Source organism: Pseudomonas sp. 13159349 (assembly GCF_013305685.1).
Taxonomy (GTDB): Bacteria; Pseudomonadota; Gammaproteobacteria; order Pseudomonadales; family Pseudomonadaceae; genus Aquipseudomonas; species Aquipseudomonas asiatica.
This window is the reverse complement of record NZ_CP045553.1, coordinates 2,082,274-2,101,098: the sequence shown is the minus strand read 5'-3', so window position 1 is coordinate 2,101,098 and position 18,825 is coordinate 2,082,274. Positions and strand designations below refer to the sequence as shown.

17 protein-coding genes are annotated in these 18,825 nt (G+C 64.9%); 7 read left to right on the top strand and 10 right to left on the bottom strand.

Annotated features, from left to right (window positions below; genetic code table 11):
- Nucleotides 1-17: 17 nt before the first annotated feature.
- The 3 genes from GEV38_RS27900 to GEV38_RS09905 form a co-directional block, all read right to left on the bottom strand.
- Complete coding sequence (locus GEV38_RS27900; protein WP_173895784.1) at nucleotides 18-4,526, bottom strand: NEL-type E3 ubiquitin ligase domain-containing protein; 4,509 nt, start codon at nucleotides 4,524-4,526, stop codon at nucleotides 18-20.
- Between the two features lie 78 nt (nucleotides 4,527-4,604).
- Nucleotides 4,605-5,627 (bottom strand): AraC family transcriptional regulator, encoded by a 1,023-nt coding sequence (locus GEV38_RS09910; protein ID WP_015269649.1) that lies wholly within the window; start codon nucleotides 5,625-5,627, stop codon nucleotides 4,605-4,607.
- A gap of 57 nt (nucleotides 5,628-5,684) precedes the next feature.
- Nucleotides 5,685-6,548 (bottom strand): LysR substrate-binding domain-containing protein, encoded by an 864-nt coding sequence (locus GEV38_RS09905; protein ID WP_015269648.1) that lies wholly within the window; start codon nucleotides 6,546-6,548, stop codon nucleotides 5,685-5,687.
- Between the two features lie 112 nt (nucleotides 6,549-6,660).
- Between GEV38_RS09905 and GEV38_RS09900 the strand changes: the two genes are divergently transcribed.
- Entirely contained in the window at nucleotides 6,661-7,767 is a 1,107-nt protein-coding gene (locus GEV38_RS09900; protein ID WP_054573659.1) for a 2-aminoethylphosphonate--pyruvate transaminase, read from the top strand.
- Nucleotides 7,768-7,801: 34 nt separating this feature from the next.
- The gene (gene phnX / locus GEV38_RS09895) at nucleotides 7,802-8,629 is read left to right on the top strand and encodes a phosphonoacetaldehyde hydrolase (protein ID WP_015269646.1); all 828 of its coding nucleotides are present in this window, start codon (nucleotides 7,802-7,804) and stop codon (nucleotides 8,627-8,629) included.
- A gap of 142 nt (nucleotides 8,630-8,771) precedes the next feature.
- Here phnX and GEV38_RS09890 read toward each other — a convergent pair whose 3' ends face one another.
- On the bottom strand, nucleotides 8,772-9,836 hold the full coding sequence (locus GEV38_RS09890) for an AI-2E family transporter (RefSeq protein WP_013971823.1): 1,065 nt from the start codon (nucleotides 9,834-9,836) through the stop codon (nucleotides 8,772-8,774).
- A gap of 133 nt (nucleotides 9,837-9,969) precedes the next feature.
- On the opposite strand from GEV38_RS09890, the gene yegQ reads away from it, so the two are divergent.
- Complete coding sequence (gene yegQ, locus GEV38_RS09885) at nucleotides 9,970-11,289, top strand: tRNA 5-hydroxyuridine modification protein YegQ (RefSeq protein ID WP_015269644.1); 1,320 nt, start codon at nucleotides 9,970-9,972, stop codon at nucleotides 11,287-11,289.
- Between the two features lie 9 nt (nucleotides 11,290-11,298).
- Here yegQ and GEV38_RS09880 read toward each other — a convergent pair whose 3' ends face one another.
- Complete coding sequence (locus GEV38_RS09880; protein WP_054573661.1) at nucleotides 11,299-11,949, bottom strand: hypothetical protein; 651 nt, start codon at nucleotides 11,947-11,949, stop codon at nucleotides 11,299-11,301.
- A gap of 24 nt (nucleotides 11,950-11,973) precedes the next feature.
- Between GEV38_RS09880 and GEV38_RS09875 the strand changes: the two genes are divergently transcribed.
- From GEV38_RS09875 to GEV38_RS09860, 4 genes are all read left to right on the top strand, one after another.
- Complete coding sequence (locus GEV38_RS09875) at nucleotides 11,974-12,204, top strand: hypothetical protein (protein WP_054573658.1); 231 nt, start codon at nucleotides 11,974-11,976, stop codon at nucleotides 12,202-12,204.
- 14 nt (nucleotides 12,205-12,218) lie between these two features.
- Entirely contained in the window at nucleotides 12,219-12,647 is a 429-nt protein-coding gene (locus GEV38_RS09870) for a DUF411 domain-containing protein (RefSeq protein ID WP_015269641.1), read from the top strand.
- Nucleotides 12,647-13,084: a YqaA family protein gene (locus GEV38_RS09865; protein WP_054573657.1), complete on the top strand. Its 438-nt coding sequence runs from the start codon at nucleotides 12,647-12,649 to the stop codon at nucleotides 13,082-13,084. Before GEV38_RS09870 ends, GEV38_RS09865 begins: the two co-directional genes overlap by 1 nt.
- A 75-nt stretch (nucleotides 13,085-13,159) precedes the next feature.
- Nucleotides 13,160-14,158 (top strand): alpha/beta fold hydrolase, encoded by a 999-nt coding sequence (locus tag GEV38_RS09860; RefSeq protein WP_015269640.1) that lies wholly within the window; start codon nucleotides 13,160-13,162, stop codon nucleotides 14,156-14,158.
- Nucleotides 14,159-14,333: 175 nt separating this feature from the next.
- On the opposite strand, the gene GEV38_RS09855 is transcribed toward GEV38_RS09860, so the two are convergent.
- From GEV38_RS09855 to speB, 5 genes are all read right to left on the bottom strand, one after another.
- Nucleotides 14,334-14,915: a DinB family protein gene (locus GEV38_RS09855; protein WP_015269639.1), complete on the bottom strand. Its 582-nt coding sequence runs from the start codon at nucleotides 14,913-14,915 to the stop codon at nucleotides 14,334-14,336.
- 14 nt (nucleotides 14,916-14,929) lie between these two features.
- A complete protein-coding gene (gene zapE, locus GEV38_RS09850; protein ID WP_054573656.1) occupies nucleotides 14,930-16,036 on the bottom strand; it encodes a cell division protein ZapE in 1,107 nt (368 codons plus the stop codon).
- A 129-nt stretch (nucleotides 16,037-16,165) separates the two neighbouring features.
- Nucleotides 16,166-17,314 (bottom strand): PQQ-dependent sugar dehydrogenase, encoded by a 1,149-nt coding sequence (locus tag GEV38_RS09845; RefSeq protein WP_054573655.1) that lies wholly within the window; start codon nucleotides 17,312-17,314, stop codon nucleotides 16,166-16,168.
- Between the two features lie 23 nt (nucleotides 17,315-17,337).
- A complete protein-coding gene (locus tag GEV38_RS09840; RefSeq protein ID WP_003256290.1) occupies nucleotides 17,338-17,655 on the bottom strand; it encodes a hypothetical protein in 318 nt (105 codons plus the stop codon).
- Between the two features lie 185 nt (nucleotides 17,656-17,840).
- Nucleotides 17,841-18,806: an agmatinase gene (speB, locus tag GEV38_RS09835; RefSeq protein ID WP_015269636.1), complete on the bottom strand. Its 966-nt coding sequence runs from the start codon at nucleotides 18,804-18,806 to the stop codon at nucleotides 17,841-17,843.
- Nucleotides 18,807-18,825: the final 19 nt, after the last annotated feature.

Sequence of the window (18,825 nt, the reverse complement as noted above, 5' to 3'; positions counted from 1 at the left end):
CCGCCCCTGAAGGGCCGTCACTTTGCCTCTGGCACCATGAACGCTTCGCGCGTAAGGCGCTGGGCAAGGCTGGCCAGGGCCTGCTCGCGCTCGTCGCGCAGAGCGTTGCTCAGGTTCCAGTACTCGTCACTGGTCAAGGCCTCCCTTTGCTCGTCCAGTGTTTCCAGCCGCAGGGAGAATTGCATTTCCAGGCTTTCGAAGTCGTCCGCATGCTCTGCCCGCAGTACCGGCAACCAGAAATCACGCTCGCTGATGAACACGATCCGTTGCTCGCCCGCCTCAACCTCAAGCACTTCCTTGAAGGCCTCCTCCAGTTGCAGCGGCGACACGTTGGCCAGCCTGCCAAACTGCATGTGGCGAGGTTGGCCCAACAGGTCCAGGCGCTGGGCCAAGCCGCTGAGGTAGGCAAGATTGACCTCCACCTCCTCTTCATCATGGTTCCCGCGGCTCCAGCGTCCATCCTGGTAGCGGGCGTCGATTTCTCGCCGGGCGATTTTCTCCACCCAGTGCACGCGAAACAGCCGCTTGGCCAGCTGCAGGCGTGCCGAGCGGGTCGAGATCGGGTCGCCGCCGCGGGTGGCCTGCTCGACATGCATGCGCACCTCAAGGCGGCTGAACACGGTGGAAACGCTGTCCACACAGGTGGTGGGCTCCGCTGCCAGGTCAAACAGCGCCATGCGCGTGGTGGTATCGGCATGGGCGGCATCCAGCATTGCCCATACCCTGAACCCGAGTTCGGCCGGCGCCTTGCTGAATTCGGCCGTGCTCGTCAGTTGCCTGAGCAGCTCGAAGAAAGCCAGGCTGCCGGGCTCGGCATTCAGCGCATCCCATTTCCCTTGCTGCTCCTGCCGCGCCGCTGGGTCCAGGGTCTGCAGCCATTGTTCCCGGGCCGGGGCGTGCCGTTGCGGGCGGGGCGTGGCCAGCAGGCGTTCGGCGGCATAAAGGCGATCGAGATCCTGCACTGGCAGTGCATTGCCCTCCAGGTGCATGGCACGGCGCAACTGCAACGGGGCCTGAAACAAGGCTGCCGGCAACTCGGCTATCTGGTTGTTGCGAAGGTCGGCGAACACCAACAGGCCACACCACTCCAGGCCTCGGGGCAGCGCCGTCATATGCACGCGGTTCAAACGCAGGATCCGCAAGCTGGGCAACCGCTCGAACTGTAGCCTGATGTCGCCGAGCGGGTTGTCACTCAGGTCCAGTGAACGCAAGAGCGCCAGGCCGGTCAGCACATTGGCCTGCGGCTCCGAGATACGAATACGGTTGCGCGGCATCAGCAACTGGCGCAAGGCGGTCAACCGCTCCAGCCCCGCAGGTAGCGCACGCAAGGCGTTGTCGCTCATGTCCAGGCACAGCAGATCCGGGAAGCAGGCGAGGAACCCCGACGGGATGGCATCCAGACCGAGCGCCGACAGGGTCAATTCCGACACGTGCGAGAAGTCCGTCCCGATCGGCAATACAGGCAGGCTGCCCACCGGTACGGCGACGATGCTCAGGCTGAGCACCGCATCGTTGCCGATAGCCCCGACGGCGCGGTCGCTGCGCATCTGCCAGGCACGCCGCAACGAATCTGCGACGCGTCGGCGTGCGCGGCTGGCGCTGCCCGCCACCTCTGCAACCCAGGCCAGCAAGCTGTCATCCAGGCGGCGGTATTCCTGCTCGACACGCAGCAGGTTCTCGAACAGGCCCCCGCGCATGTCCAACAGGCTCTGGACATAGCGATCGACGCCGACATCCCCGATACCGGGGTACAAGGCGCGCACCCGCTGCCGCACCACACGCTCCGGCGAGCCGATGCACGACTGGCAGCCACCCAGTGGATAGCCCGCTCGGCCATCGGCCAAACGCTGCATGGGCGATGCCATGGGCCTTGCCTCCCGCCAGCCGAGCAGGCGCAGCAGGGCCTGCCGGTCACCGGGTAGCCAGGCCTGCATCTGCTCGCGGATTCTGGTCGGCGCATCGGTGCCATTCCAACCCTGTCGCACCCGGTATTCCACGGGCAGGCAAGCGGCCAGCACCTCGAACAGCCCCTCGGGGGCAGCGACCTCGCGCTCATCCGGCAAGCCTCTGTCGTTGTAGAGCTGGAAGCGCCCTTCCCGCCTGACCAGCACCACGTCCTGCTCAAGGTCGGTCTCGGCGAACAGCCGTTCCATCGCCGCCCCAGCATACGGGTCACGACGCAACACCAGGTTGAACCCGGCAGCGCCGGGGCCATGCCGACGCAGCAGGGCAAAGGCCAGCGCCACCACTTCCGGCCGGTAACTGCCTTGCAGGTACAACGCTTCGCGCATGCGGGTCAGGCGCGCCAGTTGCAGGGCCACCCGCGCCTGCTCAGCCAATGCCAGCGGCAGACGGGACTCTGCCTGCATGCGTAAGCGCACAGCCTCGGTGGCCTGCTCCAGCACATCGAGGGCATAGGCTTCTGGCAGCGTCGGGAAGTCGCGCTGGATCAAGCCCAGCAGCGGGTCGTCAGCCAGGTAAAGCCTGGAGAAATGCTCGAGCATCGCCTCACGCAACTCGATTGCCGCGTCACCGATCGACAGCGCCTGTTCTTCGACGGTTTCATCCTGCAGCTGCAGCCTTTCGATGCACCATTGCCACAAGTCGGAATCGGTATCGGCCTCCCCCGCTTCCAGCCGGCTGAAAAAGGCTTGCGCGCGCGCGTCCACGGCAAAGCGCTGCAAGGTATCGCGCAGCTGCACTGGCATCGCTCGCCGCTCCACCAGCAGGCCACGCAGGTAGGCCTCGTCGACATCCGCGACTTTCAGCACCTGCTCCACCCGCACAGCGTCCATCGCGGCCGCAGCCGGCCAGAGCCGCCCGAGCAACAGCGCGGCGCCCTGCCATTCCAGTGGCCGCTCGTAAGCCAGCCGCCAGCCACGCGCAGAACAACGTTCCAGCACCGGCCCGAACGCCGCGTCACCTTCGGCATGCAACAAGCGCCAAGCGCCATTGGCGGTTTGCCTTACCCGATACAAGGCACCATTCGACCGCCACCAATGGCGCTCACCCTCGGCGAGCAAGCCATTGTCGAGCTCCGTCAGCTGAACGGGTGGAGTAGTTTCCTGGTAAGGCGCCAGCTCATTGCGCCACAGCCGTTGCCGGCCATCTTCGGTGATGACCGGCTCCAGGGTTTCGACGAATGCGCTGCGGGCCAGATGGACACCGACAACCACCGCACCGGTGGTTGCCACGCTGAAGGCCACTTGGAGCATATGCGTCAAGGCCTCATGCTGATGGCCCAACTGCCAGTCACGCACGCCCTCGAAAGTTTCGGTCAACAGTTGCCTGGCCAGGTCCGCCAGCAGCAAAGCCCCGATGACCGGCACGAACAGGCCCGCCAGGTTGAGCAATACCAGGCCGGCGCCTTTGAGCTCGTCCAGGCGCTGCTCCGAAGCCGCGTCATCGGCCTGGGCGGTGGGCACCGCTAGGAAACGTCCATCGGCCTTGATTCGCTGAATGTGCCAGGCGGCCATCGACGCAAAACCGTCCCCCGCTTCCAACACCCTGCGGGGTTCCAGGTCAGGTTGTGCATCCTGCAAGCGGGTGGCCAGGGCCTGCTCACAAGTGGCGCGATCACCCAAGGCAATGCGCCGCACGAATGCCTGCCGATAGTCCTGGTTGCCCATCGCCGTGGCCAGGACGCGGTTCGCCTCATCCCAGTTGGTGAACGCGCGCAGGGGTTGCGCCTGATCGTCAGGGGTGTACAGGATCACTCTTTTCAAGCGCCCAGGTACCCCGAAGGGAAACGTGGACTGGTGGCGGGACTGCTCGATCAATTCAACCGCCAGCGCGCCATCCACCCGGCAGCCAAGGACCTGAAGCGCACCGATCTCCAGCTGCAGCGGCCCCTTGATCACGGCGTGTTCATCCTTGCACGCGACACGCAGCAGCAGCAGGTCTTGCGGATCCAGCTGCTGCTTGATGGCCGCGATCTCGACCGCCACGGCCAGTTCCAGGCGCCGGTCGGTGGTCAGGGCTTTTTCATAGTCAGGGGTCAATACCTGCGCCAGGTGCCGCTGGTAGGCGCTGCCGACATCCACCTGGCGGCACAGGCTGACAATCCGGTCGATGTCTTCGCTCACCACCTGCTCGTCCTGGTGGGCTCCCGGGAGGGTCAAGGCGGTGCCGAGGAAGAAGGACTCGTTGGCCTTGAAGTTCTGCAACAGCTTTTGCAAGGCCGGCATGCGCACGAAGTACGGTTGATAATCAGGGATCAAGCCGGTTCTCACATCCAGCCGTGCGCGTGTTTCGCGCCACACCAGCTTGTCCAGGTCAACCTGCAGCTTCAGCTGGCTGTCCTGACGCAAGGCAGGCTCGAACAGTTGCTTGGCAAACCGGTCCAGAGGCTGCAGGCGGTCGGCGAACCCTGCCATCTGCCTCTGACTCGCAAGATAGGCATTGAAACGCAGTTGCAGCCTGGCAAGCTGCTTGGGCTTGGCCGCCTTCAACCAGGCGGGCAAGCTTTGGGCGATGAAGTCTTCGGCGGGGTGAAGCAACTTGGGATGCAAGGCAGGTTGAGACATCGTCGATTTCCTGGTCAGTGATCGACTCGTCACGATGCTTGCCAGCGGCGGCGGCCGGCAGCGGGAAGGCGTGGTCCCCTAGCCGCCACTGCCGCGCTTGAGGATCAGCGCACGGTAATGCCCGGGGTTGCAGCCGAACCACTTGCGAAACGCCTTGTAGAACGAACTGCTGTCGGCAAAGCCCAGGCGTTCGGCGATTTCGCTCATGGCTGCGTCTTCCTGGCTCAGCCAGGCAATCGCCAGCTCACGCCGCACACTGTCCTTCAACCCCTGGTAATTCTGACCCTCTTCGGCCAGCCGCCGGCGCAGGGTAGAGGGCGACAGGCACAACTGCCGCGCCAGGCTGTCACCATCGGGCCACTGCCCCGGATCCAGGCGCAGCAGGTCGGTGCGAATGCGCCGCCCGAGGCTGGCCGGGTCACGGTACTTGACCAGGATGTTGCCCGGCGCCTCGGCCAGAAAACGCTGCAGTTCTTCTTCGCTGCGCCGCAGCGGCAGCTCAAGGCATTCGGCAGCGATGATCATGCGTGTGCGCGGGCGCTCGAACTGCAGGTTTTCCGAAAACATCACCCGGTAGTCATCGCAGAACGGCGGTTCGGCACAGCGCAGATCGATGGCCAGGATCGGGATACGTCGCCCGGCCAGCCAGCAGGTCACACCGTGCACGATCATCCAGAAGGTGAAATAGGTGAAAGCGCGGCGCGGGGTGTCACGCGGTTCATTGATGACGATTTCGGCCAGGCCCTGCTGGCGCACCAGGCTTGGCTGCAGGTCTTCAAGCATCAGTGACAGAAACGCCAGCGCGGTTTCCAGGCCAGCGCCCAGGGTCGGCTGGCCCATGCTGGCACGGCACATGAACGCCAGGCTGCCGCTGCGCAGACCGCGCGGGTCCATGGCGAAGAACTCATCGTTGCAGCGCCGCGCCAGCAGGCGCCAGAGCCGGGCATAGGACTCGGCGCTGACTCGCGCCGCAGGCAGGTGCAGCTGTTCGACGGCGATACCCGCCCGGGCCAGCAAGCCGATATCGGGCTCGCCAGCGGGGCAGGTCTGCAACAGCGCCTCGCGTACCAGCTGCATGGAAATGGTGTCTTTCTCGCTCATCAACGGTCCTGTCGGCTCAATGCCGGCCATCTTAGGCCGCCCCGTTGAAAACAGCCATCACAGCCCTGCCGCCAGGCCGAGGAACGCCTGGATCAGGCGCAGCTCACGGCGGCGCTCCAGGCAGCCGATCAGGTGCTGGTTGACCAGGCCGTCACCGGCCAGCGGGCGCGCCACTACCCGCGGGTCATTGGCGACTTCGGTGGACGACACCACGCCAATGCCCAGCTCCGAGGCCACCGCTTCGGTCACCGCCTCGCGGCTATCCAGCTCCAGCAGCACCCGAGGTTGCACGGCGGCCTTGCTGCAGGCCTTGTCGAAGGTGCGCCGGGTGGTGGAGCTGGGCTCGCGCAACACCATGATCTGCTGGTGCAGCTCGGCCAGCGGCAAATCACCTTCGCCGCTGGCCCAGGCATGCCCCGCCGGCAGCAAGGCGCACAACCGCGACTCGCACAGGTTCTGCAAATGCAGGCCTTTGCGCGGCTCGATCTCGGTCAGCACGGCCACGTCGGCATGTTCGCTGAGCAATGCCGCCAAAGTTTCCTGGGCATTGCCCAAGCGCAGGTTGACGGTAATGCCCGGGTAGCGCTCGCGCAGCAGCGCCAGCATCGGCATGACCCGGTGCGGGCCATCGGCCGCCACCTCCAGGCGCCCGGTCAGCAATTGGCGATTAGCCTCGAGCATGGCCTGCGCCTCTTCGGCCAGCCCGAACATGGCGCGGGTGATGGCTGCCAGGCGGGTGCCCTCTTCGGTCAACTCAACCCGCCGCGCGGTACGCCGCAGCAAGGTGATCTGGTAGTGCTCCTCCAGCGCCTTCACGTGCCCGGTCACTGCCGGCTGGCTGATGAACAGGCGTGCGGCGGCACGGGTGAAGCTGCCCTCACGGGCCACGGCATCGAAGGCACGCAACTGGAACAGGTTCATATTTATCGGCCTTACTTATAGCTCGGATAACAACAAACAATTTGATTGATGACAGCGCCAATTGCAACCTAGGCCCCGTAGTTTCAGCCCACCGCTTGTGAGGAATAACGGAATGAGCAACGCCCCGATTCTGCTGACCCCCGGTCCCCTGACCACATCAATCCGCACCCGCCAAGCCATGCTGGTGGACTGGGGCTCCTGGGACCGCGACTTCAACCAACTGACTGCCAGTGTCTGCGAGCAACTGCTGGCCATCATCGATGGCAGCGCCAGCCACCACTGCGTGCCCCTGCAAGGCAGCGGCACCTTCGCCGTGGAAGCGGCCATCGGCACCCTGGTGCCGCGTGACGGCAAGGTCCTGGTGCTGATCAATGGCGCCTATGGCCAGCGCCTGGCGAAGATCTGCAAAGTGCTGGGCCGTGCCTACAGCACCTTCGAAACCGCCGAAGACCAGCCGACCACCGCCGCCGACGTCGACCGCCTGCTGGCCGCCGACCCGGCCATCACCCATGTCGCGCTGATCCACTGCGAAACCAGCACCGGCATCCTCAACCCGCTGCCCGAGATCGCCCAAGTGGTCAAAGGCCACGGCAAGCGCCTGATCATCGACGCCATGAGCTCGTTCGGCGCACTGCCGATCGATGCCCGCGCCATCCCCTTCGAGGCGCTGATCGCCGCCTCCGGCAAATGCCTGGAAGGGGTACCTGGCATGGGCTTCGTGTTTGCCGAGAAAACCGCCCTGGCCGCTGCCGAAGGCAACGCCCACTCGCTGGCCATGGACCTGCACGACCAGCACACCTACATGGCCAAGACCGGCCAATGGCGCTTCACCCCGCCGACCCACGTGGTCGCTGCCCTGCACGAAGCGCTGCAGCAATACAACGAGGAGGGAGGCCTGCCGGCACGCCACCGGCGCTATGCCGACAACTGCAAGACCTTGCTCGACGGCATGGCCGCCATCGGCCTGCGCAGCTTCCTGCCCGCCGAGATCCAGGCGCCGATCATCGTCACCTTCCACGCACCGAACGATCCCCGCTACCAGTTCAAGGACTTCTACGAGCGGATCAAGGCCAAGGGCTTCATCCTCTACCCGGGCAAGTTGACCCAGGTGGAAACCTTCCGTGTCGGCTGCATCGGCGTGGTCGGAGCGGATGGCATGCAGGCCGCCGTGAATGCCGTGGCCGAGGTGCTGCGGGAAATGGAAGTGCTGGACATCTGACCCTTTGCCCACCCAATTTCAGGAACAAGCGCACATGAACTACAGCAACCCTACCCAGCTGCAAGCCGCCATCCTCGACTGGGCCGGCACCGTGGTCGACTTCGGCTCCTTCGCCCCGACCCAGATCTTTGTCGAAGCCTTTGCCGAATTCGATGTGCAGGTGTCCATCGAAGAAGCCCGTGGCCCGATGGGCATGGGCAAGTGGGACCACATCCGCACCCTGTGCGATGTGCCGGAAATTGCCGAGCGCTACCGCAAGGTGTTCGGCCGTACCCCGACCGACGATGATGTCACCGCCATCTACAACCGCTTCATGCCGCTGCAGATCGAGAAGATCGCCGTGCACTCGGCGCTGATCCCCGGCGCCCTGGACACTCTCACCGGGCTGCGCCAGGACGGCCTGAAGATCGGCTCTTGCTCGGGCTACCCGAAGGTGGTGATGGACAAGGTGGTGGAGCTGGCCGCGCAGAACGGCTACGTGGCCGACCATGTGGTGGCCACCGACGAAACCCCGAACGGCCGCCCATGGCCGGCCCAGGCCCTGGCCAACGTGATCGCGCTGGGTATCGACGACGTGGCGGCGTGCGTGAAGGTCGACGATACCGTGCCGGGCATTCTCGAAGGCCGCCGTGCCGGCATGTGGACCGTGGCCCTGGTGTGCTCGGGCAATGCCCTGGGGCTGACCTGGGAAGGCTACCGCGCGCTGAGCGCCGAGAAGCTGGAAAGCGAGCGCCAGCGCATCCACGCCCTGTTCGCCGGCTCCCGCCCGCACTACCTGATCGACACCATCAACGAACTGCCCGAAGTGATCGCCGACATCAACCGGCGCCTGGCCAAGGGTGAGATGCCGCAAACATCCTGACCCGGCCATGGGGGCCGCGTTGCGGCCCATCGCCGGCAAGCCAGCTCCCACAGGTCCAGCGACAATCTTGAGAACAACGCTGTACTTGTGGGAGCTGGCTTGCCGGCGATGGGCTGCAAAGCAGCCCCAGCAAGGCCCGCCCCTACTCCGGCAACTGCACCCGGGGTTTGGTTGCCGCGAAGATCGCCCAGCTCGACACGAACAGCGCCGCGATCAACGGCCCGATCACGAAGCCGTTGAGCCCGAACACCGCCAGCCCGCCCAGCGTCGACACCAAAATCAGGTAGTCCGGCATGCGCGTGTCCTTGCCCACCAGGATCGGCCGCAACAAGTTGTCCACCAGACCGATCACCAGCACACCGAACGCGGTCAGTATCACCCCCGACAAAATCGCACCGGTCAGCAGGAAATACGCCGCCACCGGTGCCCACACGATCCCCGCCCCCACCGCCGGCAACAGCGACAGAAACGCCATCAGCACCGCCCATACCAGCGCACTCGGGATATCCAGCACCCAGAAAATGAAACCGCCCAGCGCCCCCTGGGTAATGGCCACCAGCACGTTGCCTTTTACCGTCGCCCGCACCACACGGTTGAACTTCAGTTGCAAACGGCGTTTCTGGTGTTCGGGCAACGGCACTGCCAGACGCACCTGGCGGGCGACCTCCGCGCCTTCGCGCAGGAAGAAGAACAACAGGTACATCATGATGCCGAAGCTGATCACGAACTCGAACGTGCCCTGCCCAAAGTTGAACGCCTGGCTGGCCAACACCTGGCTGCCCTGGGTGGCCCACTTGCTGATCTTGTCGCGTAGCCCGTCGAGGTTGCCCATGCCCATGCTGTCCAGGCCCTGCTGGGCAAACGCCGGAAGCATGTCCTTGCCGCGCTCGACATAACCGGCAATATCCAGCTCCCCGTGCTCGATGCGCTGGTACAGGGCGGCTCCCTCCTGCACCAGCAACGCGCTGGTGATGATCACCGGCAGGATCGCCACCAGCAGGCACACCAGCAAGGTGGCCGCCGCAGCCAGGTTGCGCCTTCGGCCGAAACGCAGCAGCAGGTGGCGCTGCAGCGGGGCGAACAGGATGCCGAGTATCACCGCCCAGAAGATCGCACCGTAGTACGGCAGCAGGATCCAGATGAAGGCAATGGTCACCAGCGCCAGCAGTACTGCCAGGGCTTTGTTCTGCAGGGCGGTCTGGTTCATCGCGGGTCCTCGCATGGCTTATGCGTTATTAGTGCACCGCGCCTTGGCAAAAGTGCCGCCATTTCCTTGATGCAAATCAATACGCGCCGTATCTGCCAGCCCTAGCATCCGCGCCTTTTGCTCCGGTGCGCACATGAACCCTATCGCCAAGCCCGAACTGCTGGCCCCCGCCGGCACCCTCAAGACCATGCGCTACGCCTTCGCCTATGGCGCCGACGCGGTCTACGCCGGCCAGCCACGCTACAGCTTGCGGGTGCGCAACAACGAGTTCGACCATGCCAACCTGGCCCTGGGCATCCAGGAGGCGCATGCCTTGGGCAAACGCTTCTACGTGGTGGTCAACATTGCCCCGCACAATGCCAAGCTCAAGACCTTCCTCAAGGACCTGGCGCCGGTGATCGAGATGGCACCGGACGCGCTGATCATGTCCGACCCAGGCCTGATAATGCTGGTACGCCAGCATTTTCCGCAGATGCCGGTGCACCTGTCGGTGCAGGCCAACACGGTCAACTGGGCCAGCGTGCAATTCTGGCAGCAACTGGGCCTGAGCCGGGTAATCCTGTCGCGCGAACTGTCGCTCGAAGAGATCGAGGAAATCCGCCAGCAGGTGCCGGGCATGGAGCTGGAGGTGTTTGTCCACGGTGCCCTGTGCATGGCCTACTCCGGCCGTTGCCTGCTGTCGGGCTACCTCAACAAGCGCGATGCCAACCAGGGCACCTGCACCAACGCCTGCCGCTGGAAATACGACGCCACACCTGCCACCGAGAACGCCACCGGCGACATCGTGCGCGAAGTGCAGCCGACCCTGGGCCTGGGTGCACCGACCGAGCAGGTATTCCTGCTGCAGGAAAGCAACCGCCCCGGCACCGAAATGCCGGCGTTCGAAGACGAGCACGGCACCTACATCATGAATGCCAAGGACCTGCGCGCCATCCAGCACGTCGGGCGCCTGGCCGCCATGGGCGTGCACTCGCTGAAGATCGAAGGCCGTACCAAATCGCACTTCTACTGCGCCCGCGCCGTGCAGTCGTACCGCCAGGCGATCGACGATGCGGTGGCCGGGCGACCATTCGACCGCTCGCTGATGGACAACCTCGAATCCTTGGCCCAACGCGGTTACACCGAAGGCTTCTTGCGCCGCCATGTGCACGACGAATACCAGAACTACCAGCGCGGTAACTCGGTGTCCGAGCGCCAGCAGTTCGTTGGCGAGCTGACCGGGGCACGCGTCGACGGCCTGGCCGAGGTCAAGGTGAAGAATCGCTTCGCCGTGGGCGACCACCTGGAACTGATGACCCCGCGCGGCAACTACCACTTCGATCTCGAGCACATGAGCAACGGCCAGCAGCAACCGCTTCAGGTCGCCCCAGGCGATGGCCACACCATCTACCTTCCTGTTCCCGAGCAGGTGCCGTTGGCATATGGCCTGCTGATGCGTGACCTGCCAGCTTGAGCAAGGTGGCTAGAGCTCGATCCTGGTAACGGCACCAAGCCGTCGGTCGCCCAACTCTTTACGAATCTGCTGACGGAAACCGGCAAAACGTTCCACGTCAAAACGATAAACAGTGCCGGTGTTCCACACGACGATGTCACGCTGGGTCTCGCTCCAGAATCCGAAGTCGCGCATCTCCACGGTGCCATTGAAGCGAAACGAGTAGACCGCCAGATGGATCTGGCCCTCCTCGTCCTTCTGGCAGGGTGTGATCAGAAAGGATGAGGCGACGTCGTTCTGCCAACCCGACTGCAGGAACTTGCTGGCGTGTGCACTGATTCGCAGTTCCTGCATGGATGCGCGCGCCAGTTGGGCCAACAGCGTCGGTGTGCTGCCTGTGCCGATGGGCTCGAGCCTGATATCGAAATCGTCATGGTCCCTGATGACCTGGGGCGGTAACTCCAGGGCGGCCGTCCTTACGCAGCCATGTTTCTCCAGGCGATTGCGGAAGCGGTCGAACCAGCTTTTCCATAGTTCGTCCCGGTCGAGAAAGCGGCTTGCGAACTCATCGGCATGGTCCAGCAACGTTTGCACGTCCAGGCGTTCCTCTTCGGACAGGTTTGGTCCGATGCCGATCAGATTGGTCTTGGAGTACAACAGGCAGTCCAGTGGTAGGGTCATGATCAAGCAGGCTCTCAGATAGGTGTGCCGCACGTTAGCCAGCGTGATGACAGGCCGGCATCCGGAACCAGTACCTGGCAGGTAGACTGGCTGCCTGGCAACGCTGGTGAAGGGCAACAGGCCGCGCTGCGCCTGAAGGCCGCTTGCGCTATGCTGCTGGCCAACCGCTGGATACCGGACCGCCCCTGGGGCCGCAACGACACCGGGCGCGAGCAAGCCACAGGCCTGGTCGCCGGTATCCGCCCACGTTTTTGAAGGAGTGTTTCATGATGCTGCGTAAACACCTGCTGCCCCTGGGCCTGCTGGCCATCACCGGCCTGGCCCAGGCTGCCGAGACCATCGACGTCTACCGCGACCCCAACTGTGGCTGCTGCAAGGCCTGGATCAGCCACCTGCGCGACAACGGCTTCACCGTCAACGACCATGTCGAGCCGAACATGAGCGAGGTGAAGCAACGCCTGGGCGTGGCGCCACGCCTGGCGTCGTGCCATACCGGGGTGATCGACGGCAAGTTCGTCGAAGGCCATGTTCCGGCCGAGCAGGTGCGCCTGCTGGCCAAGCGCAACGACCTCAAGGGCCTGGCCGTGCCGGGCATGCCCATGGGCTCGCCCGGCATGGAAATGGGTGACCACAAGGATGCCTACCAGGTCATCGGCGTGACCCAGGACGGCAAGGACACCGTGGTCGCCAACTACTGATGCTCAGCCTGTGGGCGCTGTTCCTCAGCGCCTTCGGCGCCGCCACCCTGCTACCGCTGCAATCGGAGGCCGTGCTGGTCGGCCTTTTGCTGCGCCAGCCCGAGGCCTGGGCCACCCTGCTGCTGGTGGCGACCCTGGGCAATGTGCTGGGCTCGGTGGTCAACTGGGTGCTGGGGCGGGCCATCGAGCACCTGCGTGACAAGCACTGGTTCCCGTTCAACCCTGCTCAACTGGAGCGTGCGCAACAGCGCTACCAGCGCTGGGGGCAATGGTCGCTGCTGCTCAGCTGGATGCCTGTGATCGGCGACCCGCTTACACTGATCGCCGGCATCATGCGTGAGCCGTTCTGGCGCTTCCTGCTGCTGGTGACCCTGGCCAAGGCCGGCCGCTATGGGGTGCTGGCGATGATTACCCTGGGCTGGTTTCACGCCTGGTAACACCTTTCACGTTCCGCGTGGTCCACTGACTGCTACAGTCGCCCCTTCCTACATGGCCCTACACGGAGTGCCCCCATGCTGCGCGCAACCGCCCTGGCCCTGGCCTGCCTCGCCGGCAGTTCGGCCATCGCCGCCGAATCGCCCACCTACGGTCCTCAGTTGGAAGGCTTCAGCTACCCGCATCCGCTCAAGCATTTCGACTTCAAGTCCCAGGGTCAGGCCCTGCAGATGGGCTACATGGACGTGCCCGCCCAGGGCCAGGCCAACGGTCACAGCGTGGTGCTGATGCATGGCAAGAACTTCTGCGCCGCCACCTGGGAAACCACCATCGATGCTTTGAGCAAGGCTGGCTACCGGGTCATCGCCCCCGATCAGGTCGGCTTCTGCAGCTCCAGCAAGCCGGCGTATTACCAGTACAGCTTCCAGCAACTGGCGAGCAATACCCATGCCCTGCTCGAACAGCTGGGGGTGAAGCAAAGCATCGTGCTCGGCCACTCCACCGGCGGCATGCTCGCCACCCGCTATGCGTTGATGTACCCGCAGCAGGTGGAGCGCCTGGCGATGGTCAACCCCATCGGGCTGGAAGACTGGAAAGCCCTGGGCGTGCCCTACCGCACGGTGGACCAGTGGTATGCGCGCGAGCTCAAGCTGGATGCCAACGGCGTGCGCGAGTATGAGCGCAAGACCTACTACGCCGGGCGCTGGAAGCCGGAGTACGAGCGCTGGGTGCAGATGCTGGTGGGCCTGAACAAGGGGCCGGGGCATGAAGCAGTGGCGTGGAACTCGGCGCTGATCTACGACATGATCTTCACCCAGCCGGTGTACCACGAGTTCAAGGACCTGCAGATGCCCACCCTGCTGCTGATCGGTGACCAGGACACCACGGCCATCGGCAGTGATATCGCGCCGCCGGAGGTGAAAGCGAAGCTGGGCAAGTATGCAGTGCTGGGGCCGCAGGTGGCCAAGCTGATCCCCAAGGGTGAGCTGATTACCTTTGAAGGCATGGGGCATGCGCCGCAGATCGAGGAGCCGGTGCGGTTCAACCGTACGCTGGTCGAGTGGTTAGGGCGCTAGATCTAATTTGGGGGCCGCTTTGCGGCCCATCGCCGGCAAGCCAGCTCCCACCTTGACCGCATCAACCTCAAGCTTTGTTCAACACCTGTGGAAGCTGCCCAGCTCTTGAGCGTAGCGCGGTCGAGGTGGGAGCTGGCTTGCCGGCGATGGGCTGCGCAGCAGCCCCTTTGGCCCGTCACATCTTCCAGACCTGCTCCTCGGTCCAGCCCAGCTCGGCAAAATCCGCCGCCCGCAACACCGCCTCCTCCTCGCAGAAAAACTCATCCAGCTGCGGCGGCCTCACTGCCGTATCACTGAGCATCGCATGCACCTGCCCACGATGATGTATCTGGTGCTCGAACAGGTGCGCCAACAACCGCAGCCGTTGCTCGCGCTGTACCCGCTCGGGGCGCACGATGCTCACATAGCGCGCCAGCTCACCATCGCGCAGGCCCCGGCAATAGGCGATCAGCCGGTGATCGGCCTGGGCCTGTTCGGCGTGCAGGTCGGTGCAGGTGGCAAACGGCTGTTCGGGGTCGAAGAAGCGCTCGCCGTCGGCGTCGGGCTGCTCGCCACGCTGCTCGCACTCGAGCATGTGCAGGTAGAACCAGTCCACCGTCAGCAGGTGGTTGAGGGTGGCCTTGATCGACGGGAAAAAACTGCAGCGGGGGGCGACGAATTCGTCCTGGGTCAGTTGCAGGCAGGCCTTGTACAGACGGTGGTTGGCCCAGCCATTGTTGTAGGCCTGGGTCAGCAGATGATGCGACAGCGGCTCCATGGTTCGGCTCCTTTTCAGGCGAAGCGTTGCAGTTGCATCTCCCGTAGCCGGCTCAGGGTCCGTTGGTACGGGAACGCCAGATACCCTTGAGTGTAGAGGGCATCCAGCGGCACCTGTGCCTCCAGGTACAACGCCACCCGGCGGTCGTAGCATTCGTCGACCAGGGCTATGAAGCGGCGCACCGCGTCGTCCTTGGGCGACAGCGCCGGCAGCTCGCGGTCGCCCGCTGCCACCCGCGCCGCAGCATCCTCGGTGCCCCGGGCAATACGCCCGGCCCGCTGTTCCCCCCCCAGCGCCGGAATGCCCGACACCAGGATGGCCGGGAACCGGTCGCACAGGGCCATGAACTCCATGGCCGCCAGCGGCTGTTCGCACAGGTCGGTGAAACGGCACCAGATGGCCTGCGCGCTGCGCCGCACCACCTGCACCTGCCGGGAGCCGATCGCCAAGGGCTGATCGTGGCCTTCGTCGCCGGGGCTGAGCTGGCGGAACACCTCGCCCAGCTGGCTGGCCTGCCCCGCTTGCGCCACCCAGTAACGCTGGCGCTCGGCGCCGGGGTGCAGGCGGTGGTCCTGCTCGCCGGCTACCGGCAGCACCTGCATGTGCCGCTGGATGGCGGCGATGGCCGGCAGGAACCGCTCGCGGTTGAAACCGTCGCGGTACAGCTGCTCGGGTGGCTGGTTAGAGGTGGCGACAATCACCACGCCTTGGTCGAACAGTACCTGGAACAGGCGGCCGAGGATGATCGCGTCACCGATGTCGTTGACGAACAGCTCGTCGAAGCACAGCACGCGAATCTGCCCGGCCAGTTCCCCGGCCAGCGCCAGCAGCGGGTCGGCGGTGCCGTTTAGCTGGAACAGGCGCTGGTGGACCCAGGCCATGAAGTGATGGAAGTGCTGGCGCCGGCTGGGTACCCGCAGGCAGCGGTGGAACTGGTCCATCAGCCAGGTCTTGCCCCGGCCGACCGGGCCCCAGAGGTAGATACCCTGGGTGGGGCGGCCCTGTTCGACGGCCTGGAAACAGGCCTGCAAGGCTTCGACGGCGCGGGCCTGGGCGGGGTCGGCGACATAGCCCTGGGTGGTCAGGGCCTGCTGGTAGAGGGAATGGGGATCGATAGCCATGCGGCATTATCTGCACCGGCCTCATCGCCGGCAAGCCAGCTCCCACAGGGATAGCGCATGGCTTGGGGCCAATGCGGTCGAGGTGGGAGCTGGCTTGCCGGCGATGAGGCCGGTGCAAATGACTTTGGCTCAGCTATCTCCCAATCCAACTTTCAGCAGCGCGCCGTCCTTGTCATCGGTCAGCACATACAGGTAGCCATCCGGCCCCACCCGCACATCGCGGATACGCGCCTTCAGCTCACCCAGCAAACGCTCTTCATGCACCACCTTGTCGCCATCCAGTTGCAGGCGGATCAGCTCCTGGGTGGCCAGCGCGCCAATGAACAGATTGTGGTCCCAGGCCTTGAACCTAGGGCTGTCGTAGAACGCCATGCCGCTGATACCCGGCGACTTCTCCCATACATGGTGCGGGTCGACCATACCCTGTACATGCTTGCCCTTGGCCTCGGGGATCGGCAGCAGCGAGTAGTTGATGCCGTGGGTCGCAATCGGCCAGCCATAGTTCTTGCCGGGTTCGGGAATGTTGATCTCGTCGCCGCCGCGCGGGCCATGCTCGTGGGTCCACAGCTTGCCGGTCCAGGGGTTGAGTGCGGCGCCTTGCTGATTGCGGTGGCCGAACGACCAGATCTCCGGCCGCACATTGTCCTTGCCGACGAAGGGGTTGTCCCTGGGCACTTCGCCGTCCGGCAAGATACGCACGATCTTGCCTTGCAGCTTGTCCAGGTCCTGGGCAGTCGGGCGCTGGTTGTTTTCACCGAGGGCGATGAACAGGTAGCCGTCGCGGTCGAACACCAGACGCGAGCCAAAGTGGTTGCCCTCCGACAGTTTGGGCTGCTGGCGGAAGATGACGTTGAAGTTTTCCAGCCGGGCGCGGTCCTGGGACAACTGGCCACGGCCGACCGCCGTACCGGCCTTGCCGTCACTGCCCTCTTCGGCGTAGGACAGGTAGACGGTGCGGTCCTTGGCGAACTCCGGCGACAGCACCACATCCAGCAAGCCGCCCTGGCCCTCGGCCCAGACCTTGGGCACACCGCTGATCGGCGGGCCGACCTTGCCTTCGGCATTGACCACCCGCAAGTTGCCGGCACGCTCGGTGACCAGCATGTCCTTGCCGCCCGGCAGGAACGCCAGGGCCCAGGGATTGCGCAGGCCGTCGGCCAGGGTGCTGACGGTCAAGGTGCCTTCTTCACTGCGAAACTGCTGTTCGGCCGCCGCCTGCGCCAAAAGGGGCAGGACTGCGGCGGCGGTCAGGGTTACAAGCCAGGGTGCTCGAAGCATGCAGGATTCCTTTCGTAGGGCGCTCATGGCGCGCGCGGGTTGTCGCGGGGTGGTCGGCTGGGCTCCAGGTTCGGGGTTTGTTGCTGGCGGCGCAGGTTGTCGCCATTGCCGATGCCGCGGTTGTCCAGGGTGGGCGTGCGCTGGTACGGGTCGGTGGACGGGCCGCGCACGGGAGGCGTGGCCGGCATGCTGCCCTGTCGGCTGTTGGGGTTGGCGCGCTGGATCGGGCTGTTGTAGGGGTTGTTGTTGCCGGCGGCGAGTTGCAAGGGCGGCTCGGGGGCCGCTTGCGCGGGCAGGCACAGCACCAGGCCGAGGGCCAGGATGGGCAAGGTCGGGGTCATGCTTCACCTCCTGTACGAAAATGCCGCGCCTGGTGGGTTTGATAGCCTAAGGCGCGAAGGGTTCGCGGCAAAAGTGTGAATGCGGGTGGAGATGATTCCTGATGTTTCAGTATGGGCCTTGGGGGCTGCTGCGCAGCCCTTTCGCGACACAAGGCCGCTCCCACACCGCCCCTACGGACGCCGAATTACTGGCCCTTGTCCACCTTGTGCCGCGCCGCATACAGGCACAGCATTTCCATCGCCAGGGTCGCCCCGGCCAGCGCGGTGATGTCGGCATGGTCATAGGCTGGCGCCACCTCCACCAGGTCCATGCCCACCAGGTTGATGCCGCGCAGCCCGCCAAGGATCTCCAGCGCCTGCACCGTGCTCAGCCCACCGCACACCGGCGTGCCGGTACCGGGCGCATACGCCGGGTCGAGGCAGTCGATATCGAAGGTCAGGTAAACCGGCCGCTCGCCCACCCGCTGGCGAATCGCCGCGATCACCGCCTCGGTGCCCTGCCGGTGCACCTGGCGGGCGTCGAGGATGGCAAAGCCCTGGCTGTCGTCATTGGTGGTGCGCAGGCCGATCTGCACCGAGCTGGCCGGGTCCACCAGGCCTTCGCGGGCGGCATGCCAGAACATGGTGCCGTGGTCGATGCGCTTGCCTTCCTCGTCCGGCCAGGTGTCGCTGTGCGCATCGAAGTGGATCAGCGCCAGCGGGCCATGGCGACGGGCATGGGCCTTGAGCAGCGGGTAGCTGATGAAGTGGTCGCCACCCAAGGTGAGCATGGCGCAGCCTGCTTCCAGAATATGCGTGGCATGGGCCTCGATGCTGTCCGGTACCGACTGCGGGGTGCCGCTGTCGAAGGCGCAATCGCCATAGTCGATCACCGCCAGGTGGTCGAACGGGTCGAACGCCCATGGCCAGTGCCGGGCCCAGGCCTGCTGCACCGAGGCGGCGCGGATCGCCCGCGGGCCGAAGCGCGCACCGGGGCGGTTGCTGGTGGCAGTATCGAACGGCACACCACTGACCACCACATCGACACCACGCAGGTCGCGGCTGTAGCGGCGGCGAGAGAAACTGGTAATACCGGCGTAGGTACTTTCCGCAGCGGTGCCATACAGGCTGTCGCGGGTCATGGCCTGGTCGTTGTTTACGGCTTGCTCCACGGTCGAGCTCCTTTGTCGT